Annotated in this window: 16 protein-coding genes; 8 read left to right on the top strand and 8 right to left on the bottom strand. The window is 67.7% G+C overall.

Annotated elements, in window-relative coordinates:
* Positions 1 to 3: 3 nt before the first annotated feature.
* The 5 genes from AC07YH_RS13370 to AC07YH_RS13350 all read right to left on the bottom strand — a co-directional run bounded on the left by AC07YH_RS13370 (position 4) and on the right by AC07YH_RS13350 (position 5209).
* Entirely contained in the window at positions 4 to 816 is an 813-nt protein-coding gene (locus tag AC07YH_RS13370) for a WecB/TagA/CpsF family glycosyltransferase (protein WP_494747475.1), read from the bottom strand.
* A 352-nt stretch (positions 817 to 1168) separates the two neighbouring features.
* Entirely contained in the window at positions 1169 to 2464 is a 1296-nt protein-coding gene (locus tag AC07YH_RS13365) for an O-antigen ligase family protein (protein ID WP_494747474.1), read from the bottom strand.
* Positions 2465 to 2548: 84 nt separating this feature from the next.
* The gene (locus AC07YH_RS13360; protein WP_494747545.1) at positions 2549 to 3904 is read right to left on the bottom strand and encodes an outer membrane beta-barrel protein; all 1356 of its coding nucleotides are present in this window, start codon (positions 3902 to 3904) and stop codon (positions 2549 to 2551) included.
* 65 nt (positions 3905 to 3969) lie between these two features.
* Positions 3970 to 4398 (bottom strand): hypothetical protein, encoded by a 429-nt coding sequence (locus tag AC07YH_RS13355; RefSeq protein ID WP_494747473.1) that lies wholly within the window; start codon positions 4396 to 4398, stop codon positions 3970 to 3972.
* A gap of 214 nt (positions 4399 to 4612) precedes the next feature.
* The gene (locus AC07YH_RS13350) at positions 4613 to 5209 is read right to left on the bottom strand and encodes a hypothetical protein (RefSeq protein ID WP_494747472.1); all 597 of its coding nucleotides are present in this window, start codon (positions 5207 to 5209) and stop codon (positions 4613 to 4615) included.
* A 251-nt stretch (positions 5210 to 5460) separates the two neighbouring features.
* Here AC07YH_RS13350 and AC07YH_RS13345 point away from each other — a divergent pair, with 251 nt between their 5' ends.
* From AC07YH_RS13345 to AC07YH_RS13330, 4 genes are all read left to right on the top strand, one after another.
* On the top strand, positions 5461 to 6009 hold the full coding sequence (locus AC07YH_RS13345; protein ID WP_494747471.1) for a polysaccharide biosynthesis/export family protein: 549 nt from the start codon (positions 5461 to 5463) through the stop codon (positions 6007 to 6009).
* 54 nt (positions 6010 to 6063) lie between these two features.
* Positions 6064 to 6975, top strand: a complete 912-nt coding sequence (locus tag AC07YH_RS13340; RefSeq protein WP_494747470.1) for a metallophosphoesterase family protein — start codon at positions 6064 to 6066, stop codon at positions 6973 to 6975.
* Between the two features lie 129 nt (positions 6976 to 7104).
* Positions 7105 to 9528 (top strand): bifunctional diguanylate cyclase/phosphodiesterase, encoded by a 2424-nt coding sequence (locus AC07YH_RS13335; RefSeq protein WP_494747469.1) that lies wholly within the window; start codon positions 7105 to 7107, stop codon positions 9526 to 9528.
* Between the two features lie 92 nt (positions 9529 to 9620).
* Positions 9621 to 12005 (top strand): hybrid sensor histidine kinase/response regulator, encoded by a 2385-nt coding sequence (locus tag AC07YH_RS13330; RefSeq protein ID WP_494747468.1) that lies wholly within the window; start codon positions 9621 to 9623, stop codon positions 12003 to 12005.
* On the opposite strand, the gene AC07YH_RS13325 is transcribed toward AC07YH_RS13330, so the two are convergent.
* Positions 11983 to 13527, bottom strand: coding sequence for a helicase HerA-like domain-containing protein (locus AC07YH_RS13325; protein ID WP_494747467.1), 1545 nt, complete (start codon positions 13525 to 13527; stop codon positions 11983 to 11985). The genes AC07YH_RS13330 and AC07YH_RS13325 overlap by 23 nt on opposite strands.
* A 103-nt stretch (positions 13528 to 13630) precedes the next feature.
* Here AC07YH_RS13325 and AC07YH_RS13320 point away from each other — a divergent pair, with 103 nt between their 5' ends.
* The 4 genes from AC07YH_RS13320 to AC07YH_RS13305 all read left to right on the top strand — a co-directional run bounded on the left by AC07YH_RS13320 (position 13631) and on the right by AC07YH_RS13305 (position 22521).
* Entirely contained in the window at positions 13631 to 14791 is a 1161-nt protein-coding gene (locus AC07YH_RS13320; RefSeq protein ID WP_494747466.1) for an AI-2E family transporter, read from the top strand.
* Between the two features lie 282 nt (positions 14792 to 15073).
* On the top strand, positions 15074 to 19900 hold the full coding sequence (locus AC07YH_RS13315; RefSeq protein ID WP_494747465.1) for an NAD-glutamate dehydrogenase: 4827 nt from the start codon (positions 15074 to 15076) through the stop codon (positions 19898 to 19900).
* 57 nt (positions 19901 to 19957) lie between these two features.
* On the top strand, positions 19958 to 21277 hold the full coding sequence (locus tag AC07YH_RS13310) for an MFS transporter (protein ID WP_494747464.1): 1320 nt from the start codon (positions 19958 to 19960) through the stop codon (positions 21275 to 21277).
* Positions 21278 to 21315: 38 nt separating this feature from the next.
* A complete protein-coding gene (locus AC07YH_RS13305) occupies positions 21316 to 22521 on the top strand; it encodes a DUF418 domain-containing protein (RefSeq protein WP_494747463.1) in 1206 nt (401 codons plus the stop codon).
* Here AC07YH_RS13305 and AC07YH_RS13300 read toward each other — a convergent pair.
* On the bottom strand, positions 22518 to 23273 hold the full coding sequence (locus AC07YH_RS13300; RefSeq protein WP_494747462.1) for a dienelactone hydrolase family protein: 756 nt from the start codon (positions 23271 to 23273) through the stop codon (positions 22518 to 22520). The two genes, AC07YH_RS13305 and AC07YH_RS13300, sit on opposite strands and share 4 nt — an antisense overlap.
* A gap of 12 nt (positions 23274 to 23285) precedes the next feature.
* Positions 23286 to 24890, bottom strand: coding sequence for a bifunctional phosphoribosylaminoimidazolecarboxamide formyltransferase/IMP cyclohydrolase (purH, locus tag AC07YH_RS13295; RefSeq protein ID WP_494747461.1), 1605 nt, complete (start codon positions 24888 to 24890; stop codon positions 23286 to 23288).
* Between the last annotated feature and the right edge of the window lie 18 nt (positions 24891 to 24908).

Genomic DNA, 24908 nt, shown 5'->3' with positions numbered 1-24908 from the left:
GGCCTAGTTGTGGGCTTTGACGTCCAGGGCGCGCGGCGCGACGTCGGTGGTCTTGGTGGCGAGATAGTAGAAGGCCGGCAGGTTGGTCTTCATATAGCGCATGCCCAGGCGCAGCGGCTCGTTGAACGTCCGGTGGAGCCATTCCAGCCCGGCGGCCTGCATCCATTTCGGGGCGCGCTTGAACCGTCCGGAATAGTGATCGAACATGCCGCCGCAGGTCCGGATCCAGGCCAGGCCTTCCAGGCGCTCGCGGTTGCGTTGGGCGAAGTCTTCCTGCAGCGGGCTTCCCAGTCCGACCCAGAGAACATCGACGCCCAGGGACACCACTTCCTCGCAGATCGCGGCCTCGTCCTCGCGCGAGAAGAAGCCATGGCGTACGCCGACGATCTGAAGTCCGGGGTGTCGCTCACGGAAATGGGCGGCGGCCTTCTCGGCTACGCCGGGTTTGGCGCCGAGGAAGTAGAACTTCAACCCGTCGCGCACGGCGATGTCGGCGGCGTCGTTGATGAAGTCGGTGGTGGCCACCCGCTCCTTCAGCGGCTCCTCGCACAGCAGGCGCGTGGCGATCACCAGCGGCATGCCGTCGGCGTCGATGATGTCGGAGGCGAGCATCAGCTCACGGAACTTGGCGTCGTGGTGGAAGGCAGCGATCACCGCGCCGTTCGACGAAACGACAACATGGGGCTGGCGCAGCACGCCAGCGCGCGCCTGACGTGCATCGGCCGACATCAGTTCGGCCAGTTCTGCTCGGGTCAGTCGCGTGGTCGGAATGCCGCCGACAAGCAATGTCCTGAAGCCTCTGCTGTCAGTGGTCATGCACGTCGCCGTGGCTGGACGAATTCAATGGCGTCGTACCTGATCCGCTCGATATCGCTATCACGACCGCCCCTTAACACCTGAGCCCTGTTTGATTGAGGCGTTAGGACCCTATCGCTCAAGCTACTTGTCCCATGTCACCAAAGTTCTACCAACATTGATCATTATATTTTATGAGCATTAACGGGTTAAATAAGCCATCAAAAACGTCGATGCGTCTTTATGTGCGTCTTCGGTGTGACACTCGTTCATTGACCGTTGAAATGGCTCGCATTCGAGAGATGTTCTCACAATCCTGAGTAGAATATCGTTGCCTGTCTCCACCCACTTTGAGGATGCTGCAGCCGGCGCGTCATTGTCGCTGTCTTTGGCCAAAGCCTAGCTGCAATCCGAGAAGCAGGGCCCAGAACGCCGCGAGCGATGGAACCTGCAAGGCGTAGTCCGTCGTTCCGTGCAGCAGGATGACCATGTTGCTGGCGACGAGGCCGCGGACGATGGTCTGCGACGACCGCAGCGTGCGAAGGCGTGTCATGCCCGTCCAGATCACGAAGGCGATCAGGGCGAACATCGGCAGCGCGCCGAGCAGGCCAGCTTCTTCGAACCACTGGATGAAGACGTTGTGGGCGGCTCGGATCGACCAGAGGGCCCCGTAGTTGTCCGGGGTCATCACGTAGTTGTTGACGTCGGTGAACGAGCCCAGCCCGTAGCCCATCAGCGGCGACTTCAGGAAGGCCTGCCAGTGGGCGGCGAAGATCACGGCGCGGTTCACGGCGTCGGTGTTCAGCGCGTCCATGCGGGACAGGAGGGCGTCGCCCAGGCCGACCACGAACAGCGCTGCGATCATCACCGTGACCAGGCCGGCGGCGATCATCGAGGCCAGGCGCGATTTGCGAGAGACGGTTTCCCAGGCCAGCAGCGTCACCACCGCCACCAGGGTCGACGCCGCGCCCATGCGCGAGGCGGTCAGCGCCAGGCAGGCGATGAACAGCACGAGGGCGGCGCAGGACAGGAAGAGGCGCGTGGACGCCTTGCGCGTGGGGTTCGAACGGAATCGGCTCCAGCTGCGGAGCAAGACGCCTACGCAGAGGACCGCCAGCACGCCGAAAAGGGTCGCGCCGCTGTTGGCGCTGAGGAAGCCGCCGGTCAGGCGATCGTCGATGCGCGATTGCCAGCCGGCGAAGAACATCGCCAGGGCCACGAGCGCATAGCCCGCCCCCACGCCCACGATCAGTTCGACGAACGCCCGTCCCCGGGTCCGGGTGACGCTCTCGACGGCGCCCAGGGCGAAGATGCAGCCCAGGCCGCACAGCTTGACCATCTCGATCCAGGTCGCCGAACGATTGATGGTCGCCGCGGGAGGGAAGCCGATCTCCAGCCAGATCTTCCGGCCGGCGCTGGGGATCAGATCGGTCTGCGACAGCAGGGCGACGCCGAGCACGGCGCCCAGCAGGAGCAGGGGCGGGCCGATGTGCTTCAGGTGCGTGAGGTCGCTGCGGACGCGGGGCGACAGCAGCGACAGCGCCAGGACGAGGGCCAGGATCGCGGTGAGCGCCTGGCCCCAGGCCAATTGGTTCGCGCCCAGGCTGAGGTGGGCGACGAACAGGATCGTCAGCGTGATGGGGGGCAGCAGGCGCTGCCCCTGTTTCACCGGCCGCGTACGGCCCTGCGAACGTGAGCTGCGCCGCCGCCGTCGTCGCGATTGAGGCGCTACGGCAGTCTCGAGATGCACGCGCTAGAACTGGGTCGTCAGCGACACGTAGACGCGATTGACGTCATAGCTGGGACCCGTGGCCAGGGGCGAACCCTTCGAGTCCTGGTTGAGGCGGCTATAGGTGACGCTGACGCCGACGCGGCGGTTCATCAGATAGGACGCCCGCAGCAGCGTGTTGGTTCGATTGTCCGTGCGGTCGATGCCGTTGTACTTGTCGTGCGAGTAATCGACACGCGCGGTCAGGATCAGGTTGCGAAGCAGCTCGTGATCCACGCCCAGGCCGAAGGCCGAAGACAGGTAGCCGCCTGCGCCGGGCACGCCGGCGTCCTGGACCGTCCGTGCGAACGAGCCGCTGACGGTGGTCAGTTCGGTCGGGAACCATTCCACCTGGGTGCGCGAGCCGAAGCCCTTGATGGTCTTGTAGGCCGCGTTGTCGAACGACTGGCGGACATAGCCCGCCGCGAATTCGCCGCGCACCACGGCGCCCAGCTCGAAGTTGACGCCGAGCAGGGCTTCATAGCCGTCGGAGTCGCGCGGCGGAGCGACCACGCCCGGAACGGTGTCGTAGTTGCGCTTGTTGCCGGCGATCTGAGCGAACACGGCGGTGGCCGGGCTGACCGCGTAGTCGGCGCGGCCGGTCAGGGTCGAGGTGTCGTGGTCGCGATCGTCCTGCTCGACGACCAGGCCCGTCAGGGTGCGGCCATCCCTGTAGTTGAAGTTGTTGTAGTCGAAGCGCGTGCTCAGGCGCGTGCGGCCGACCGTGCGGCTGCCGGCCAGATAGGCCTGCGAGTAGGTGAAGGTGATCGGGTCGCGCGAGGACAGCGCGGTGTTCGACGCGGTCCGCGGCTCCGTCGAGTCCGCGTAGTCCGCGCCCGCGGTGATGTTGACCTGGCGGGTTACGTCGATACGACCGCTGGTTCCGAGACCCCAGTCGTTGGTGTTCTCGGTCTTGTACTTGTCGTTGCGGGACAGGGTGTCGCGCAGATAGGCCCGCAGATAGTGGCGGTTCCAGTCCGAGGTCAGGTTGAGTTCGGGTTTGACCCGGAACGACTGGTCGCTGACCGCGCCGTTCTGGACGGCGAACACATTGTCGTTGTGCTCGGCTTCGACCTGGAGCTTGGGGAAGGCCATGAACGGGCCAAACGGCACGCCGATGGCCTCGTATTCCGGACGCGGACGCTGCAGCACCGAGACGGCGCGATCGCGCGCGAACATGTCTCGGGTCTGGTCCTGGGCGGAGCGGACCGACTGGGCCGAAGCCGCGCCAACCTGCATGCCGAAGGCGAGAACGAGAGCGGCGGCGAGAACCGGGCTACCAGCCGAGACCGTCGTTTTCGTCGAGCGCGCCAAGGAGGCGTACGTGTCGTACAGCTTCATCACGTTTCAGATATCCCACACTTATTTTATTCTATTGTTCTTTCCGCCGACCCCGGCGGTCTTGATCAGCCCGCGCGGTAGTCGGAGCCGCCGCCGCCGCTCGAGCTGGACGGCGCGCCAAGCGCGGGCGGACCCGAGCGCGCGCCGACGGCCGACGGGCCGTTGCGCAGAGCGGCGCGGATTTTCGCGGAGACCGCGGCGATAGCGGCGGCGATCGGGGGCGTCAACGTTCCGGCGGCGCGCATGTTGACCTGGGTCTGCTCCAGGGACGCGAGCGCCGTGGCGGGATCCACGCCGCTGGTGGCGATGGACTGTTCGAGCGCGGACTCGATGGCAGACTGGGTCTCCAGCGAGTTTTGACCCTTGCTGCGCGCACCGCTTTCAGCCGTGACGGCGCCTTGAGCGAGCGCCATGGAAAGGCTGGCCACCGCCGCCGCGTCCACGCTGGGCGGGTTCTGAGCGAACGCCGAAAGCGGGCCGACGGCGAAGGTCAAGGCAATGGCCGTCGCCAGGCTCTTTGCGACCAGGTTGGTCTGAATATTTTTTTTCATAGTACCCTCGTCGCTGGCCTAAATTGGCCCGCAAGCGATCCCAGCAGCAAAAACTGTGCCACACAGCATAGCTACCCCACACCTGAAAGCGATACCATATTCAGGTCGCCGCTAGAAGTAGTTTCGCCGCAATCAGACCAAGAAACTGACACCTTTTTTATTGACCGCGATTGTGACGATCTTCACGGACTTTGGCCTGTGCTTCATTTTCAGCATCGGCGTAGCCCTGCCTAATGGCCAAGTTTGCGGCCATGCGCCCGGAAGGGTTGTCAATCGAAGTGCTCAAGGCGCCGCTTCCGCGGTGGAAGTGTGCGAAATTTCTCAACTCAGCCAATGCTTTGAGGCGAAGTGAAGGGTTGAGCGAAGGCCAGTTCTCGAAAATATAGCGAATACGCCAACGGCTGATATCGGGGCCGAGCGGGGCCGCGACATAGGACATGGACAGGTCGTTCAGTGCGGCTTTACTGGGCAAATCACCTTCTGGTTGTCTCAGGTAGGCCATCCGGGTCCAGGCCTCGGCGGATAGCGGCGCGCGGCGCAAGGACGATTCCGTGGTCCGCGCGGCGACGTCCCGATCGCCAACATCGCTCAGCGCATGCTTGGCGCGCGCCTCATCCACAGGCGCCAGCGCCGAGGGAAGGGGCGCTGAAGGCGAGAACAGGCTGATGCAGAAGTAGAGGGAGATCGCCGCGGTGGTGATCGCCACCGCGCCCACCGAGAACAATTTCCAATGATTTCGCCTCGTGCGCGCCATCGCCTGCCCCAAAAGTGGTCTTCGCATCTTCCCAAGGGAGATTGCGCGTCGGGCGTTGCTTATGTCGCTCGCCTAAATTCCGCCTTAGACAAATTTTCTTGAAGCCGTGCTAAAGGGGTGATCCTTAATCCGGCCTTTAGCCCGTGTTCTTGTCTTGAATTCGGGTTAAGCGGTCAACACCATACGCTGAACGCGCTAGAGGAACTTTCGATATGCGGTATTGGCTTCGCGCAATCGCGCTTGGGCTTACGATGATGTTCGCCGTGACGGCGGGCGTTGCGCAAGGCGCGGCGCTGCAAGGCCAGAACCCCGCGGTCGCCCAAGCTTCCTCGCGCGAAATCCCGGAATACACGCTGGGCGTCGCCGACAAGGTTCGGGTCAACGTCTTCGGCGAACAGGCCCTGACCGGTGAATTCCTGGTGGGTTCGAACGGCAAGATCTCCCTGCCGCTGCTGGGCGAGATCCAGGCCCAGGGCATGACGATCGCTCAGTTCCAGGAAGAAGTCGCCACGGCCCTGCGCCAGGGCTACATCAAGGAGCCGAAGGTCAGCGCCGAGGTGCTGAGCTATCGCCCGTTCTACATCCTGGGCGAGGTAAACAAGCCGGGTGAATATCCCTTCACGAACAATCTGTCGGTCCTGAACGCGGTCGCCACGGCCGAGGGCTTCACCTACCGGGCCAACAAGAAGATGGTCTACATCAAGCGGTCGAACAGCAATGTCGAGCAGGCCTTTCCGCTGACCACGACGACCCAGGTCGCGCCGGGCGACACCATCCGCATCGGCGAACGTTACTTCTGATAGACTCTGGTCGGTCGCCTCGCCCTGGGTGCGCCCAAGGCGCGGGGCGACCATTTGACCGTCTCGATCGATGCGATGCCGCTTGCCAAAGCGCAAGCGGTGGCGGATGGGTGGAGAATGATCGGCAATCTATTCAAACGTCGGCCTGCTCAGGGAAAAGGGCAGAATGCCAGTACGCCGCCGGAAACGCTTATCTGGGCCGTCGGCGACATCCACGGCCGCGCCGACCTGCTGCGCCCCCTGGTCAGCGCGGTGCTTGGGGATTTCTCGCAAAGCGCCGCCCGCCGAAAGGTCCTGATCTTCCTGGGCGATTACGTGGATCGTGGCCCGGACTCGCGCGGCGTGATCGACCTGCTGTGCCAACTGGCCGACCAGAACCTCGTCGAGATCCGCTTCCTGCGCGGCAACCATGAAGACCGCATGGAAGCCTTCCTGAACGATCCGTCGATCGGCCCGACCTGGTGCGACTACGGCGGCCGGGAAGCCATGCGCTCCTACGGCGTCAATCCGCCGGTCGATCGGGGCGACACCGATGGCTGGGCGGCGGCGTCCAGCGCCCTGGCGGCGGCCCTGAGCGAACGGCAGCGCGCCTTCCTGCGCGGCCTCGAGATGTCGCTGACCTTCGGCGACTACTTCTTCGCCCACGCCGGAGCCCGGCCCGGGATCAGCCTGGACGAACAGTCGGCGCACGACCTGATGTGGATGCGCCAGACCTTCCTTGAAGATCCTCGCCGCTTCGACCGCATCGTGGTCCACGGCCATACGCCGACCGAGGAAATCCACGCCGACCATCGCCGCATCGGCGTCGACACGGGCGCCTACGCGACCGGCGTGCTGAGCGCGGTGCGCCTGGAAGGCTCCAAGGTGGAAGCGCTTCAGACCGCGGTCACCGGAGCCGGCATCGAAGTCTGGCGCATGGACATCGAGACCAAAAATTCGAAGCCTGGGCGCAAGTCGTTCAGCTGATCGCCGAAGGGCGGCGTCGCAAGATCAATCCTCCGCGACAACGCGCTCCAGACGGCAAATCTGTTCGAAACCGTTTATTTGCAACTCCGGGAGTACCTTATCGCTGGATAAGGCCCCCGGGGGACGTGCGTGCTCAAGTTTCTGACCTGCCTGACGACGCAACATGACTTGCGCCTGGTGCTTGTCGCCGGTCTTGTCTGCATCGCCGGCTGCTTCACGACCTTCCGACTTTATTCGCGGATGCGAGGCGCCCGAGGCGTCGTGCGCGCCGCCTGGCTGCTGCTGACCGGCCTGGTCGCCGGCTCCAGCGTCTGGGCCACCCACTTCATCGCCATGGTCGCCTTTACGCCCGGTCTGAAGACCGGCTACAGCCCGACCGGCACCTTGCTGTCGCTGATGATCGCGGTGCTGTTCATGGCCAGCGGCTTCGCCGTGGCCTCGGCCCAGCGTTCGACCACCAACGACTTCGCCGGCGGCGTCCTGATCGGCCTGGGCGTCGCGGCCATGCACTATACGGGCATGTCGGCCTTCGTGACCCAGGGCCACCTGGTCTGGGAGCACGCCACGGTCGGCATGTCGGCGATCCTGGGCGTCGGCGGCGCGACCGCAGCCCTGGTGCTGGCCGGCCAGGCCCGGACCGTCAAGAACCAGCTGATCGGCGGCGGCCTGCTGTGCCTGGGCATCGTCGCCCTGCACTTCACCGGCATGTCGGCCATCACCATCATCCCCGACGCCTCGGTCCAAGTTCCCGACCAACTGCTGTCAGGCGGCATCCTGACCCTGGCCGTCGGCTCGATCACGGCCATGATCATCCTGGGCGGTCTCGGCGCCGTCGCCATCGAATCCCAGACCTCGCGCTCGGCCCTCGAGCGCATCCGCCGCCTGGCCAACGCCGCCTATGAAGGCCTGGTCGTGGTCCAGTCGGGCAAGATCAACGACGCCAACGCCGCCTTCTGCGAGCTGGTCGGGGCCGAGCTGCCCGACCTCGTCGGCTGCTCGCTGGTCGGGTCGATCCTGACCTTCGACGAAGCCGGCCCGACCCGCGAGGGCGTGCGCCGCGAAGGCAAGATCCAGCCGATCGCCGGCGGCCGCGAAATCCCGGTCGAGGTGTTCTCGCGCCTGATGGACGACGGCGCGCGCATCGAGACCTCGGGCCTGACCGTCCTGGCCGTCCGCGACCTGCGCGAACGTCGCGCGGCCGAGGAGAAGATCCGCTACCTCGCCGAGCACGACGGCCTGACCGGCCTGCCCAACCGCAACTCGCTGCAAGCCCGGCTGGGCGCGGCGCTGGACCGCGTCGAGGCCTCGGGCGAGAGCCTGTCGGTGATCTGCATCGACCTGGATCACTTCAAGGAAGCCAACGATCAGCACGGCCACCTGGCCGGCGACGCCATCCTGGTCGAGACCGCCCGCCGCCTGCAGTCGGCGGTCCAGGCGCCGTCCTTCGCCGCGCGTCTGGGCGGCGACGAATTCATCATCGTCCAGGTCGCCGGCGGCGATCAGCCGACCGCCGCCGCCGAGTTGTCGGGCCGTCTGATCGAGCTGCTCTCGGCGCCGGTGGTCTATGACGGTCAGGAACTGGCCCTGGGCTCCAGCCTGGGTGTCAGCCTGTTCCCCGACGACGGGCGTACGACCGAGTCGCTGATGGCCAACGCCGACATGGCGCTGTACCGCGCCAAGGAAAGCGGCCGGGGCGTCTATCGCTTCTTCAAGCGCGAGATGGACGACAGCATCCGCGAGCGCCGCAACCTGGCCCGCGACCTTCGCCAAGGCATCATCGACGAGGAGCTGGTGGTCCACTACCAGCCGCTGGCCCGCGCCACCGACGGCGAGGTCTGCGGCTTCGAGGCCCTGGTCCGCTGGCAGCACCCGACGCGTGGCATGATCCCGCCGCTGGAATTCATTCCCGTCGCCGAGGAAAACGGCCTGATCGGTCCGCTGGGCGACTGGGTCCTGCGCCGCGCCTGCCAGGACGCCGCCTCCTGGGAGAAGCCGCTGCGCATCGCGGTCAATCTCTCGCCGATCCAGCTGCACAACCCGGCCCTGCCGAGCCTGGTGCACGAGGTGCTGATCACCACCGGCCTGTCGCCCTCGCGCCTGGAGCTGGAGATCACCGAGAGCGCCCTGTTCAAGGACTATCAGCGCGCGCTGGACAACCTGCGCCGCCTGAAGGCCCTGGGCGTGCGGATCGCCATGGACGACTTCGGCACCGGCTTCTCGTCGCTGTCGACCCTGCAGTCGTTCCCGTTCGACAAGATCAAGATCGACAAGAGCTTCGTCGAGAACATCCACCGCCACGACCGCGCCACCGTCATCGTGCGCGCCGTGCTGGGCCTGGGCCGCAGCCTGGAGATCCCCGTGGTGGCCGAGGGTGTCGAGACCGAGGAGCAGATCATCTTCCTGCGTGGCGAGAACTGCACCGAGCTGCAAGGCTACGCCATCGGCCGACCGGCCCCGATCGACACCCTGACGGCCTGGACCATCGCCGGCGCTCTGCCGTCGCCCTTGACCGTCGAGGCCGCGCCCGCCGACAAGAGCAAGCGTTCGGCCTAAGTCGATCAACCGGACGCCGAATGCATTGCGCGGCGTCCGGAACCTCGTATTCCTTGTCCGGCGGATTTCGCGGCTGAGGACTTGTATCGCGCGTGCTGGGACGGACGGCCATCAAGTTCGTGACCGCCGCCGACCGGCGCGAACTGCGCTACGGCTTCGCGCTGCTGGCGGTGGGCGTGGCGATCGCCGCCCGCTTCGCCGCCGTCTTCGTGTCCGGCATCCCGATCTATTTCCCCACCTTCTTCGTCGCGGTCATGGTCGCGGCGATGATCGGCGGTCTGGGGCCGGGTCTTCTGGCCTTGGCCCTATGCGCCCTGACCGCCTGGCGGTTCTGGATGGCCCCCGATGGCGGCTGGATCTTGCACGCCCGGGAAGCTGCTCAGCTGATCATGTTCCTGCTCTGCGGCGGGACGATCGTCGTGCTGGTCGAGGCCTTGCGCCGGGCCGTGCGTACGGGCCTGGCGGCCGAGGCGCGCTTCCGGTCGGCGCAGGAGGTGTCGCTGGACGCCTTCGTCATCCTGGAGCCGGTGCGCGAGCGCGGCCGGGTGGTCGACTTCCGCTGGACCTACGCCAATCCGATGGCCGAGAGCATGGGGCCCAAGGGGATCTCGACCCTGCTGGGCCGGCGGGTCCTGGACGTGTTCGCCGACGAGACCGGCCGCGAGATGGTCGCCCGCATGGTCCGCCTGCTGGAAAGCGGCGGTCCCGACGACATCGACGTGCGGCGGACGATCGACGGCGAGGAGCACTGGATCCGCTCCAGCGGCGTGCGTCTGGGTCAGGACCTGGCTGTGACGTTCCGGGACGTGACCCAGGAGCGCCGGGCGGCGGCGGCTCTGCGCAGCAGCGAGGAGCTGTTCCGCGGCGTGGCCAATACCGCGCCGGTGCTGATCTGGGCGACCTCGGCGCAAGGCGACACCGACTGGTTCAACCGGGCCTGGCTGGATTTCCGAGGGCGGAGCCTGGAGCAGGAGCTGGAAGGCGGCTGGCTGACCGGCGTGCATCCCGAGGATCGCAGGGGCGGCCTCGACACGGCCAATTTCGCCGCGCGAAGCCTTGAGCCCTTCAATGTCGCCTTCCGCCTGCGCCGCGCCGACGGGGCCTGGCGCTGGATCAACAGCGTCGGCGCGCCGCGCTTCGACGAGGCGGGCGTCTATCGCGGCTATATCGGCAGCTGTTTCGACTTCACCGAGACGGTCGAGGCCCGCAAGGACCTTGAGGATCGGGTCGCCGAACGCACCTCCGCCCTGGAGGCCAGCATGGCCGAGACCGCCCGCGCCCAGGCGGCTCTGGCCCAGGCCCAGCGGCTGGAGACGGTCGGCCGGCTGACGGGCGGAGTGGCGCATGACTTCAACAACCTGCTGACGGTGATCGTCGGCGGCCTGGACATGATCCTGCGCCGGCCAGGCGACACGCCGCGCGTCACCCGCCTGGCCGAGGCGGCCCTGGCGGCCGGCCAGCGCGGCGAGCGGCTGACCCGGCAGCTGCTCGCCTTCTCGCGGAACCAGGAGCTGAAGCTGGAGGTGGTCGATATCGCCGCCCTGCTGGCCCAGACCGAGCCGCTGCTGCGGCGCGCCGTGGGCGAGGGGGTGGCCCTGAAGCTTCGCCGCGATGAGGTGACGTGCAGTTCGCGGGTCGACGCCGCGCAGTTCGAGGCGGCGCTGTTGAACCTGGTGGTCAATGCCGCCGACGCCACGGCCTTTGGCGGCGAGATCAGCATCGCCGTCGCATTGGCCAGCCTGGCCAAGGGCGAGGTCGCAGACACCGCGCCGGGCGACTATGTACGGGTGGCGGTCAGCGACACCGGGACGGGGATGCCGTCCGAGGTGCTGGCTCGGGTGTTCGAGCCCTTCTTCACGACCAAGGAGGTCGGCAAGGGCACGGGCCTGGGTCTGGCCCAGGTCTATGGCTTCCTGCGCCAGTGCGGCGGCGGGGTGGCGATCGACAGCACCCTGGGGCGTGGCACCACCGTGACCCTCTATCTGCCGGCCACGGACGAGGCCGCGACGCCGGCCGCCGCGCCGGTCCAGCCGCTGGCGCGGGATCGGCTGAAGGGCGTGCGGGTGCTGCTGGTCGAGGACGACGCGGCCGTGCGCGACATCGCCGACGGCCTGCTGCGCGACCTGGGTTGCGAGGTGACCACCGCCGAGAACGGGGCCTCGGCCCTGGAAGCGCTGGAGGAGGGCGTGGCCTTCGACTTGCTGATGTCCGACGTGATCATGCCCGGCGGCGTCAGCGGCGTGGACCTGGCGCGGTCGGCCTCGGTCCATCGGCCGGACATGGCCGTGCTGCTGACCACCGGCTATGCCGGCGACCGCATGGACACGGCGCCGGCCGATCTGCCCTGGCCGGTGCTGCGCAAGCCGTTCCAGATCGACCAGCTGGCCGAGATCGCCTCGGCCCTGCTGGCCGGCCGCGAGGTTCCTCCAAAGAAGAAACCTCGCAAACGCCGGACTAGCGCCGCCGGCGAGTCGTAGAGCCGCCGAGCAGCCCGCCCAGCAGGCCTCGCATCAGTTCGCGCCCGGCCGTCGAGGCCACGGTGCGGACCAGGGTGGTGGCGAAGGCCTCGGTCATGGTCTGGCGGCTGGAGGCGCGCGGACGGCTGGCGCGCGCGGCGGCGGCTTCCTCGCGTTCGCGGACCTTGGCCTCGGCGGCCTCGCGCTTGTCGTCCTCGGCCTGCTCGCGGGCTTCGTCGGCGTCGGCCTGGGCCTTCTTGGCGCGGCCTTGCAGGATCTCATAGGCGGAGTCGCGATCGACCGTGGTGTCATAGACGCCCGCCACCGGGCTCTGGCCTTGCAGCGACGTGCGCTCGGCGGGCGTCAGCGGGCCCAGGCGCGAGGCCGGCGGGCGGATCAGGGTCTTCTGCACGACCTTGGGCGCGCCCTTCTCGTCGAGGGTCGAGACCAGGGCCTCGCCGACGCCCAGGGCCTGGATGGTCTCGGCGGTGTCGAAGCTGGGATTGACCCGGAACGACTGCGCGGCGGCCTTCAGGCCCTTCTGGTCGGCGGGGGTGTAGGCGCGCAGGGCGTGCTGCACGCGGGCCCCCAACTGGCCCAGCACCGCGTCGGGAATGTCGGCCGGGTTCTGGGTGACGAAATAGATGCCCACGCCCTTGGAGCGGATCAGGCGCACGACCTGTTCGATCTTCTCCAGCAGCGGCTTGGGCGCATCGTTGAACAGCAGGTGGGCCTCGTCGAAGAAGAACACCAGCTTGGGCTGCTCCGGATCGCCGACCTCGGGCAGCACCTCGAACAGCTCCGACAGCAGCCAAAGCAGGAAGGTCGAATAGAGCTTGGGCGACTGGATCAGGCGGTCGGCGGCCAGCAGGCTGACATAGCCGCGACCCGCCGCGTCGGTGCGCATGATGTCGGCCAGATCCAGGGCCGGCTCACCGAAGAAGTGGTCGGCGCCCTGGGTCTGGAGCGTCAGCAGCTTGCGCTGGATCGCGCCGACCGTGGCGGCCGAGACGTTGCCGTACTGGGTCCCGATCTCGTCGGCGTGGTCGGCGACATATTTCAGGGCCGCCTGCAGGTCCTTCAGGTCCAGCAGCAGCAGGCCGTCCTGGTCGGCGACGTGGAAGACGATGGTCAGCACGCCTTCCTGCACGTCGTTCAGCTCTAGCAGGCGCGACAGCAGCAGGGGGCCCATCTCGGAGATGGTCGTGCGGATCGGGTGGCCCTTCTGGCCGAACAGGTCCCAGAACATCACCGGCGGCGCGGCCGGGGTCAGCATCAGGCCCATCGAGTCGGCGCGAGCCTGCATTTTCTCGTTCGGGGTTCCGGGCATGGCCACGCCCGAGAGGTCGCCCTTCACGTCGGCGGCGAACACCGGCACGCCGGCGTCCGAGAAGGCTTGGGCCAGGACCTGCAGTGTCACGGTCTTGCCGGTGCCCGTCGCGCCGGCCACGACGCCGTGCCTGTTGGAGCGATCGAGCCTCTGCGTCACCGGCCCTTCGCCCAGGCCTACCAGGATCTCGTTTTCGCCGATCGACAGGGACATGGGCCCGACTCCTCAGAACTATTATCCCGAACCCTAGCCGGGGCCTTGCGCGTCGCCAATCGGCGCAGGCAATGTCGGGCTCGCCTCTGGAGATATTTTACAAATGACGGCCATCGACCCGCCCCGCGCTCCGCCGCCGGTCACGACGCGCAACGCGGTGGTCTTCCTGGCCGTCATCGCCGGCGGAGCGACGCTGAAGTGGATGCAGGACATCCTGACCCCGCTGGCCCTGGCCCTGTTCCTGGCGGTGATGATCGACAGCTTCGCCCGGGTGCTGACCCTGCGCGCGCCCAGCTATCCGAAGAAGCTGGCCCTGCCGACGGCGGTGGTGCTGTCGCTGCTGCTGTTCGGGGTGTCGATCTGGATCGTGGTCGACAACGGCAAGGCGTTCTTCGACCACTCCTCGGAATATGTCGCCAGCCTCAACGCCATCATCGCCAAGTTCGCGCCCATCGTGTCGCGCTGGGCGCCGGGACTGGAGCTGAAGGTCGCCCCGACCATCGGCGACGTGGTCAAGCAGCTGAACCCGCAGCGCTACTTCGGCGACGTGGCCCAGTCGTTCAACAGCTTCGCCACCAGCGCGGTGCTGGTGCTGATCTATCTCGGCTTCATCCTGGCCTCGCGAAAGGGCTTCGGCCGAAAGATCGTCGCACTGTTCCCGCACCATGCCGAGCGCGACCAGAACATGAGCATGTTTCAGCGCATCCGCGACGGGGTGGAGCAGTACCTGTGGATCCAGACGGTCACCGGCCTGATGATCGCGGTCGCCGCCTGGGTGGTGATGATGCTGGTCCGCTTGGACAACGCCTTCTTCTGGGCGTTCCTGATCTTCCTGGCCGCCTATCTGCCGATCATCGGCGGGGCGGTCGGCTGCTTCCTGCCGCCGCTGTTCGCCCTGGTGCAGTTCCCCGACAGCCTGTGGCCGGCGATCATCCTGTTCGCGGCGCTGCAGGCGATCTTCTTCGTGGTCGGCAACGTCATCTATCCGCGCATGCAGGGCGACAGCCTGAACATGGACCCGACGGTGATCCTGTTGTCGCTGGCGGTCTGGGGCGCGCTGTGGGGCGTGCCGGGCATGTTCCTGTCCACGCCGCTGACCGTGGCGGCCATGGTCATCCTGGCCCAGTTCGAGGGCTCGCGCTGGATCGCCATCCTGCTGTCCGAGGACGGCGACCCGCAGGGCGTGGGCAAGGGCGGCCACGGCCCGGCCCCGGATTCCTCGCCGGCGCGCAAGCCGACTCGCCAGGCCGCGCGAAAGAAATGAGCGCGCCCCTTAACATGGGTCCGCTGGTCCCTATCTATGCCTTGTCCGGCTCCCCCCACCCGGACACCCCGCAGGTCCCGGCAGGCAAGGCCGCCCGGACTGAAGCGGATAACGCCCGCAACACCCCGTGCGGGCTCGCGCCGCCGGCTTCCCCCAGCCGGCGGCGTTTCCGTTTCCAACCGAGCTTGGCGCGGAACACGAATTCTTTCCAATTTGCCCTCTAGCGGTTGAAGTGACGCCCAAAAGGGCTAGGTTCCGACCAAAAATTCGTGAGGAAATCCTATGATCGGTGAAAAAAACGACCTCAAGTCCGCTGAGGCTCCGATCGGTCCGCTGGTGACCGCTTTCGCCCAGGCCCTGGGCGTGTCGGCTGAGGCCCTGTCGCCCGCCGCGCGCGGCTTCGCCACCCAGGCCCAGGACGATTGGTCGGCCGAGGAGCTGCCCGGTCTGGACGTCGCCGACGTGGCCGGCGCCCTGGCCGACTTCTGGCGCTTCGGCGAAGACGCCAAGGACGTTTCCGAACCCGCCATCCGCCTGCGCCGCACCGAGGCCGGCGAAACCCCCTCCGACCTGCTCGAGATTGTTCAGGCCGACCGGCCGTTCCTGGTCGACAGCATCATGGGCGAGGTGACCGAGGCCGGCTTCTCGGTCCGCGCCATGTTCCACCCCGTGGCCGATTGCGGCGGCGTGCGCCGGTCAATGATCCAGATCTGGCTAGCGCCGGTCGGCGAGGATCGTGAGACGGCCCTGCTGGAAGGCGTCCGCGCGGCGCTGTCCGACGTCCAGGTGGCCGTGCAGGACTTCGAGGCCATGCGCGCCCTGATGCGCCGCACGATCGCCGAACTGAAGGGGGCGACCACCCCGGTCTCGGTCGAGGAGAAGTCCGAGGACCTCGACTTCCTCGACTGGCTCGAGAGCGACCACTTCGTGTTCCTGGGCGCCCGCGTCTACGAATATCCTCGCACCGCCGACGGCGGCTACGCGGCCGAGGAGCCGCTGTACCAGCCGGAAGGCAGCCTGGGCGTGCTGCGCGACCAGGACCGCACCGTGCTGCGCCGGGGCAGCGAGCCGGCCATCCTGTCGGCCCAGGTCCGCAGCCATATCGATATCGGCGACCCGATCGTGGTGGCCAAGTCGAACCTGCGCTCGCGCGTCCACCGTCGCGGCTACATGGACTATATCGGCGTGCGGCGTTACGGCGCCGACGGCAAGGCCTCGGGCGAGGTCCGCTTCGTGGGTCTGTTCACGGCCGAGGCCTACGAGACCCCGGCCCACGAAGTGCCGCTGGTCCGTCGCAAGGTCGCCCACGTGCTGACCAGCGCCGGCAAGGATCCGGACAGCCACAACGGCAAGCGCCTGCGCAACATCCTCGAGACCTGGCCGCGCGACGAGCTGTTCCAGAGCAACGAGGCCGAGCTGCTGGCCACGGCCATGGGCGTGCTGCACCTCTATGACCGTCCGCGCGTCAAGCTGTTCGCCCGCCGCGACCCGTTCGACCGCTTCATCTCGGTGCTGATGTTCGTGCCGCGCGACCGCTATGACTCGGGCGTCCGCGCCCGGGCCGGCGAGATCCTGGCCCAGGCGTTCCGAGGCCGGGTGTCGGCCTACTATCCCAGCTTCTCGGACGCCCCGCTGGCCCGCGTCCACTACATCCTGGGCGTGACGCCCGGCGACCACGCCGAGCCCGACATGGCCGCCGTCGAGGCCGCCATCGCCGAGACCGCCCGCACCTGGGACGACCGCTTCGAGGCCGCCATCCGCGAGGGCGCGACCGGCCGGGTCGCCCAGTTGCTGAACCGCTACGCCGGCGCCTTCCCGCCCGGCTATCGCGACCAGTATGACGCAGGCGAAGCCCTGGCCGACATTCAGGTCATCGACGACCTGAAGGATGGCGAAGCCGTCCGTGTCCGCGCCTTCCGCCGCGCCGGCGACGACGCCGTGACCCTGCGCTTCAAGCTCTATCGTCCGGGCGCGGCCGCGCCGCTGGCCGACGTGCTGCCGATCCTGGAACACATGGGCCTGAAGGCGCTGATCGAGGACGGCTTCAAGGTCTCGGTCGGCGATCAACCCGTCTGGGTCCACGAGTTCGTGCTGCGCGACGAGGCCGGCGAGCACCTGGTGTTCGGCGACATCAAGCAGGCCTTCGAGGCCGCCTTCGTCGCCATCTGGACGGGCCGCGCCGAGAGCGACGGCTTCAACCGCCTGGTGCTGGAGCTGGGCATCGGCTGGCGCGAAGCCGCCCTGATCCGAGCGCTGGCCCGCTACCGCCAGCAGTCGGGCCTGGATCCCAGCCAGGGCGTGCAGGAGCAGGCGCTGTCGGATCACCCCGGCGTCGCCCGCCTGATCCTCGACCTCTTCCAGACCAAGTTCGACCCGGCCGTCCGCGCCGATCTGGCCATCCGCAAGGAGCAGGCGAAAGCCGTCGAGGGCAAGATCACCGAGGCCCTGCAGGCCGTCGAGAGCCTGGACGCCGACCGCGTGTTGCGCCGCCTGGCCGCCCTGGTCGGGGCGATCCAGCGCACCAACTTCTATCAGCCGGCCGCTGACGGCGGCCCCAAGCCGTACATCAGCTTCAAGATCGCTTCGCGTGAGCTGGAAGACCTGCCGGCCCCCAAGCCCTATCGCGAGATCTATGTCTCGGCCCCGCACGTCGAGGGCGTCCACCTGCGCTTTGGCCCGGTCGCCCGGGGCGGCTTGCGCTGGTCGGACCGCCGCGACGACTTCCGCACCGAGGTGCTGGGCTTGGTGAAGGCCCAACAGGTCAAGAACGCGGTCATCGTGCCGGTCGGGTCGAAGGGGGGCTTCTATCCGAAGAACCTGCCGCGCGGCGGCGATCGCGACGCGATCCAGGCCGAGGCGATCCGTGCCTACAAGACCTTCCTGTCGGGCCTGCTGGACCTGACCGACAATATCGACGCCGACAACCAGGTGGTGCCGCCGCCGTCGGTCGTGGCCCATGACGCCCAGGATCCGTACCTGGTCGTCGCCGCCGACAAGGGCACGGCGACCTTCTCCGACATCGCCAACGGCGTGGCCGAAGCTTACGGCTTCTGGCTGGGCGACGCCTTCGCCTCGGGCGGTTCGGTCGGCTACGATCACAAGGTCATGGGCATCACCGCCCGTGGCGCCTGGGAAGCGGTCAAGCGCCACTTCCGCGAGCTTGGCAAGGACATCCAGACCCAGCCCTTTACCGCGGTCGGCGTGGGCGACATGTCGGGCGACGTGTTCGGCAACGGCATGCTGCTGTCCAAGCAGACCAAGCTGCTGGCCGCCTTTGACCACCGTCACATCTTCGTCGACCCGAACCCGAATCCGGCGTCGTCGTGGGAAGAGCGCGACCGGATGTTCAAGCTGCCGCGCTCGTCGTGGGAGGACTATGACAAGTCGAAGATCTCGGCCGGCGGCGGCGTCTTCGCCCGTAGCCTGAAGAGCATCCCGCTGTCGAAGGAAGTCCGCGACCTGTTCGAGATCAAGGCCGAGGCCGTCTCGCCGGCCGAGCTGATGACCGCGATCCTGAAGTCGAAGGCCGAGCTGCTCTATCTCGGCGGCATCGGCACCTATGTGAAGGCCAAGGGCGAGAGCAACGCCGACGCCGGCGACAAGGCCAATGACGCCATCCGCATCAATGGCTCGGACCTGCGGGTCAAGGTCGTGGGCGAGGGCGCCAACCTGGGCCTGACGCAAGCCGGCCGCATCGAGTTCGCTCAAGCCGGTGGTCACATGAACACCGACGCCATCGACAACTCGGCCGGCGTCGACAGCTCCGACCACGAGGTCAATATCAAGATCCTGACCGGGATCCTGGAGCGCGGCGGCGAGCTGACCCGCGAGAGCCGCAACACGCTGCTGGCCTCGATGACCGACGACGTCGGCCATCACGTGCTGGAGCACAATTACGACCAGACCCTGGCCCTGACCCTGCTGGAAAGCGACGCGGTCTCGGAGGTCGACGCCCAGATCCGCTACATGGTCGATCTCGAGCAGCGCGGCCGCCTGGACCGCAAGGTCGAGGGCCTGCCGACCAATACGACGCTCCTTGAGCGCAAGAGCGCCAACAGGGGCCTTACGCGGCCCGAACTGGCGGTGCTGCTGGCCTATGGCAAGCTGGACCTCTTCGACGAGATCGTCGCCAGCCAGGCCCCGGACGATCCCTGGTTCGAGGCGACCCTGCGCGGCTACTTCCCCAAGGCGCTCGATAAGTACGCCGACGCCATGCAGAAGCACCGGCTGAAGCGCGAGATCATCGCCACGGTGGTCGGCAACCAGATGGTCAACATGTGCGGCCCGACCTTCGTCAGCCGCCTGAAGGCCGCCGCCGGCGCCGATGTCGGCGCGGTGGTCGTGGGCTTCACCGCCGCCCGCGAGATTCTGGGCATCGACGGGCTGTGGGATCAGGTCAACGCGCTGGACAACAAGGCCTCGGCCGATGGCCAGACGGCGCTGTACAAGGCTCTGGCCTATGCGCTGCGCAGCCTCAGCTTCTGGCTGGCCCGCCGCGCGGTGCGCGACAAGGCCACCGTCCAGCAGCTGGTCGAGGCCTATGGTCCGGCGGTGAAGACCCTGACCGGCATGGCTCCGGCCATCCTGTCGCCGTTCGAGCAGAAGACCGTCGCCAAGCGGGTGAAGGCCTATGTCGCCGACGGTGCGCCCGAAGCCCTGGCCCAGGCCGTGGCGGCCCTGCAGCCGCTGACCACGGCGGCCGACCTCGTCGATCTGGCCAACGCCTCCAGCTGGAGCGTCGAGAACGTCGCCCGCCTGTACCATCAGGTCGGCGCGGCCTTCGGCTTCGACCGTCTGCGCGGCGCGGCCGGCTCGTTCGTGGGCGGCGACGCCTTCGAGCGCCTGGCGGTCCGCCGCCTGATCGAGGACATGCTGACCGAGCAGACCTCGATCACGGAGGCGGTGCTGAAGTTCGCCGCCAACGCCCAGGCCGGCGACGACGAGGCTTCGGCCAAGTCCGCCATCACGTCCTGGGGCTCGCTGCGCGGCGATCGCGTCAAGACGGTCAAGCGCACGATCGACGACATCGAGCAGGCCGGCGGCGGCTGGACCTTCGCCAAGCTGACCATCGCCAACGCGGCGCTGCGGGAACTGTCGACCGCCGCTTAAGGCTGGCCCCTTCGCCTCCTCTGCCTTAGGCAGGGGAGGTAAGAGGGAGCGTGTAGCATGGATCAGGGCGATCGTCGGCGAGTTGCCTGGACGCTCTACGAGTGGGCCCAGCAGCCCTATTGGGCGCTGATCGCGACCTTCATCTTCACGCCCTATTTCGCCGCCGGCTTCGTCGGCGATCCGGTGCGAGGGCAGAGCCTGCTCGGCTATGCCGGCGTGGTGTCGGGCCTGGCCATCGCGGTGCTGAGCCCGCTGCTGGGCGCGACGCTGGACGCCCGGCGCAATCCGCGCACTTGGCTGGTCCTCTTGGCCGTTCCGTTCGTGATCGCCAGCGCCGGCCTGTGGTGGGCGGCTCCGGGCGAGACCTCGCGCATCCCGTTCATCCTCGGCTGCCTGGTCGTGGCCAGCGTCGTGGCCGAGCTGGGCGTCACGGTGATGAACGCCCTGCTGCCGGTGGTGGCCAAGCCGGGGCAGATCGGGCGGCTGTCGGGTACAGCCTGGGCCCTGGCCTATGTCGGGGCGCTGATCACCCTGTTCATCGTCCTCTTCTGCTTCTCGCTGCCCAAGGTCCCGATGCTGGGCCTGTCCAAGGCCTTGCACGAGCCGGACCGGATCGTCGGGCCCTTGGTGGCCGTGTGGTTCCTGGCGTTCGCCTGGCCGCTGATGCTGGTCGCGCCCAAGCCCTCCGAGGGCGCCGGCGAGAAGCCTTTGGCGCAGCTGTGGGCGACGATCCGCAGCCTGCCCAGTCGGCCGCACATGCTGAAGTTCCTGATCGGGCGGATGCTGCTGGGCGACGGCATTTCCAGCTTCATCGCCTTTGGCGGCGTGCTGGCGGCGGGCCTGTTCGGCTGGACGACGACGCAGCTGGGGCTCTATGCGATCCTGCTGTCGGTGGCGGCCGGGATCGGCACGTTCATCGGCGGGCGGGTCGATCAGAAGCTGGGCTCGAAGGCCACGGTGCTGATCGCCACCGGCGTGGTGCTGTTCGGCGCGGCCGGCGTCGGGATGGTCGGCAAGGAGACGATCTTCTTCGTCATCCTCGTGACCCCGGCCCAGGCGGTCGAGGGGCTGTTCTCCAGCGTGCCGGAGCGGACCTTCCTGTTCTTCTCGACCTTCGTCGGCCTGACCTTCGGCACGGCCCAGTCGTCCTTGCGCGCCTGGATGGCCGAGCTGGCGCCAGCCGGCGAGACCGGGCGGTGGTTCGGGCTCTATGCGCTGTCGGGCAAGGCCACGGCCTTCCTGGCGCCGCTGGTCATCGCCATCGGCACCCGCCTGGCCGGCGACCAGCGGATCGCCGTCGTGGTCTCGGCGGCGTTCATGGCCCTGGGCGCCCTCGTTTTGGCCAGCGCGCCGAGACGCGCCCCAGTTGTCCCGTAGGGCGGAACAGGGCAGGCTCTCTTCCTGAGGGGGAGCTCATGACCAAGGATCGCATCGTTCTGCTCGACTCGCTGAGAGGTCTCGGCGTGCTGGGCATCCTGCTGTGCAACATGCCGGACTTCGCGGTGGCCCCGCCGCTGTCGGAGTCGGTGGCCCACTGGCCGCACGGGACCGGGCCGGCGACCCTGGGCGTCTGGGCCGTCACCCAGTGGCTGTTCCAGCGCAAGTTCGTGACCCTGTTCGCCATGCTGTTCGGCGTCTCGATCTTCCTGGTCGGCGGCGAGCGCTCGGACCTGGAGCGCGGCGCGATCCTGAGGAAGCGCCTGGCCTGGATGGTGCTGTTTGGCCTGTTGCACGGCTTCGCGATCTGGTTCGGCGACGTGCTGCTGAGCTATGCCCTGGCCGGCTTTGCGGTGCTGCGGGTCCGGTCCTGGGCGCCGAAGAAGCTGATCCGCACCGGGGTGACCATCTGGGTCGTGTTCTCGCTCCTGATGACGGCCGGCATGACCGCCGCCATCGTCTTCCAGCACGATGCGGCCAAGGCCGCTCTGGAGACCGCCAAGGCCATCGCCCAATCCAAGGCGGCCGAGGTCCAGTACGGCGGGACGTTCCTGCAGTCGCTGATCCAGAACGCCAAGGATCGCCTGGAATTCCTGCCCGGCGAGCCCTTCATCTTCGTCATGACCTCGGCCCTGATGATGATCGGCCTGGGCTGCTTCAAGCTGGGCGTGCTGACCGGGGAGGCCAGCAAGCGGACCTATGTCAATCTGATCGCCGTCGGCCTGACCGCCTCGGCCGTCATCGCCGGCCTGATCGTCGCCCAGTTGATGCTGGGCCTACCGCGCCCCCTGGGCATGATCTTCACGGGCATCCAGTGGATGACCGCGCCTCTGACGACCCTGGCCTATGTCGGCCTGATGGTCTTCGCCGCCCGGTCGAAAGGCTTCTGGAGCGCCATCCCCAAGACCCTGGCCCCGGTCGGGCAGATGGCGTTCACGAACTATCTGACCCAGTCGCTGATCATGACCGCGATCTTCTACGGCGGCCGGGGCTTGGCGCTCCACGGCAAGGTCGATCGGCCGGGGCTGGCGGCCCTGACCGTGGCGACCTGGATCGTCCAGATCCTGTGGTCACGCTGGTGGATGGACCGGTTCGAGATGGGCCCACTCGAGTGGGTCTGGCGCCGCCTCTATCGCGGCCCGACCCGTCTGCGTCGGCCCAAGCTCGAAGCCGCTCTGGCCTAGCCGCAAGCCGTCAGCGCGCCGGTGAAATAGGTTCGCACCTCCTGGAAAAGGTCGGGCCTGTACCGCGCCCGGGGATCGTTGGCCTTGTCGTCGTCGAAGGCGTGGGTGGCGTCGTCGAACATGACGCGATCCACGCGCAGCCCGTCGCCCGCCAGCCGGTCCAGCGCCTTGGCGGGCAGCTTCCAGCCGACCACGGCGTCCTTGCGGGCCAGCACGGACCAGACCGGCGGGCCCTCGCCCCAGCCCCGGCGCGAGGTCAGGGACGGATAGCCGGCATACGGATAGACGAGCAGCGCGCCCTTCACCGATCGCCGCAGCCGGGCCGGATCGGCGTCGGCCAGCTTGGTGGCCCGCGCCGCGTTCTCGCCGATCGCGTAGCTGTCCATGATCGTCCAGCCGCCATGGCTCCAGCCGGCCAGGAAGACGTGGTTCGCATCGGCCCAGGCTTGCGTCTCCAGCCAGGCCAGCATGGCGAAGACGTCGGCGGCCCGCGTCAGGCCGCGCAGCGCCACGCCCGTGCAGACGAACAGCTTGGCGTCCAGGCTGGACATGCCGCGCGGCTTCAAGCTGTCGACCACCACGGCCGCCCATCCTTGCTGCACAGCCGTTCGGGCGTATTCCTCGAGGAACGGCGTCTTGCCACCGCAGCCGTGCAGGATCAGCGCCACCGGGAACGGTCCCGGACCCGCGGGCTTGAACACCCGGGAGTGCTTGGCGACCTTCTCGCCCCAGGCGGCGCTGTCCATCTTCACCTCAAAGCAGAGCTAGTGCCGGAACACTCGCACACCGGTGAAGGCCATTGTGAGGCCAAGCTTGTCGGCCGCCTCGATCACTTCAGGATCGCGCATCGAGCCGCCCGGCTGGATGATCGCCGTCGCGCCCGCTTCCGCCGCCTGGATCAGGCCGTCGGCGAATGGGAAGAAGGCCTCCGAGGCGCAGGCGCAGCCCTTCAGGTCGAGCCCGAAATCGGCGGCCCGCAGCGCCGCGATGCGAGCCGAGTCCTTGCGGTTCATCTGGCCGGCGCCGACGCCCAGGGTCTGGCCGGCGCGGGCATAGACGATGGCGTTGGACTTGACGTGCTTGCCGACGGTGAAGGCGAACAGCATGTCACGGATCTCGTCTTCCGTCGGCTGGCGCTTCGTCACGATCTTCAGGTCCGAGGCCTTGATCCGCGCGTCGTCGCGCGACTGCACCAGGAAGCCGCCGGCCACGCTCTTGAAGGTGTCGCCGGTCGACAGCGGGTCGGGCAGGCCGCCGGTGACCAGCAGGCGCAGGTTCTTCTTGGCCGCGAACACGGCGATGGCGTCGTCGTCGGCCTCGGGGGCGATGACCACCTCGGTGAAGATCTCGACCATCGCTTCCGCAGCCTCGCGGGTCAGGCGCGAGTTCACCGCCACGATGCCGCCGAAGGCCGAGGTCGGGTCGCAGGCCAGGGCCCGCTCATAGGCCTCGCGCTGGTTGGCGCCGACCGCCACGCCGCACGGATTGGCGTGCTTGATGATCGCCACGGCCGGACCCTGAGCAGGATCGAACTCGGCGATCAGCTCGAAGGCCGCGTCGGTGTCGTTGATGTTGTTGTAGCTGAGCTCCTTGCCCTGCAGCTGGGTCGCCGTGGCCACCCCGGTGCGCGGGTTGGGGAAGGTGTAGAAGGCCGCCTTCTGGTGCGGGTTCTCGCCATAGCGCATGGTCTGGCGCAGCTCGCCGGCGATCGACTTGCGGGCTGGGAAGTCCTGCTCCAGCGGCCCCTCTTCCAAGACTTGGGCGAACCAGGCCGAGATCGCCGCGTCATAGGCCGCCGTGCGGGCATAGGCGCGGGCCGCCAGGGTCTGGCGCAGGGCGAGCGTCGTCCCGCCGGCCTTCAGGGCTTCCAGCACTTCGGCCAGGTCCGTCGGGTCGGTGCAGACGGCGACATAGCCGTGGTTCTTGGCCGCCGAGCGGATCATGGCCGGGCCGCCGATGTCGATGTTCTCGACGCACTCGGCGTAGCTGCCGCCCTTCGCGACGGTCGCCTCGAACGGATAGAGGTTCACGTACAGGATATCGATGCCGCCGATGCCGTGGTCGGCCATGGCTTGGGCATGTTCGGGAGCATCCCGAACGCCTAGCAGGCCGCCGTGCACCACCGGGTGCAGGGTCTTCACCCGGCCGTCCATCATCTCGGGGAAGCCCGTCAGGTCCGAGACGTCCTTCACCGGAATCCCGGCCGCGGCGATCGCGGCCTTGGTGCCGCCGGTCGAGACCAGCTCGACGCCGGCGGCGTGCAGCACCTGGGCGGCTTCGACCAGGCCGGTCTTGTCGGAGACCGACAGCAGGGCGCGCTTGGGGGCGACGAGATCGGGGGCGGACGGATAATCGGGCGCTGCGGGCACGGCGGACTCCAGGTCTGT

The sequence above is a fragment of the Caulobacter sp. GW456-12-1-14-TSB4 genome, from assembly GCF_059424195.1.
The sequence above is the reverse complement of the archived record's forward strand: the minus strand, read 5'-3'. Positions and strand labels throughout refer to the sequence as shown.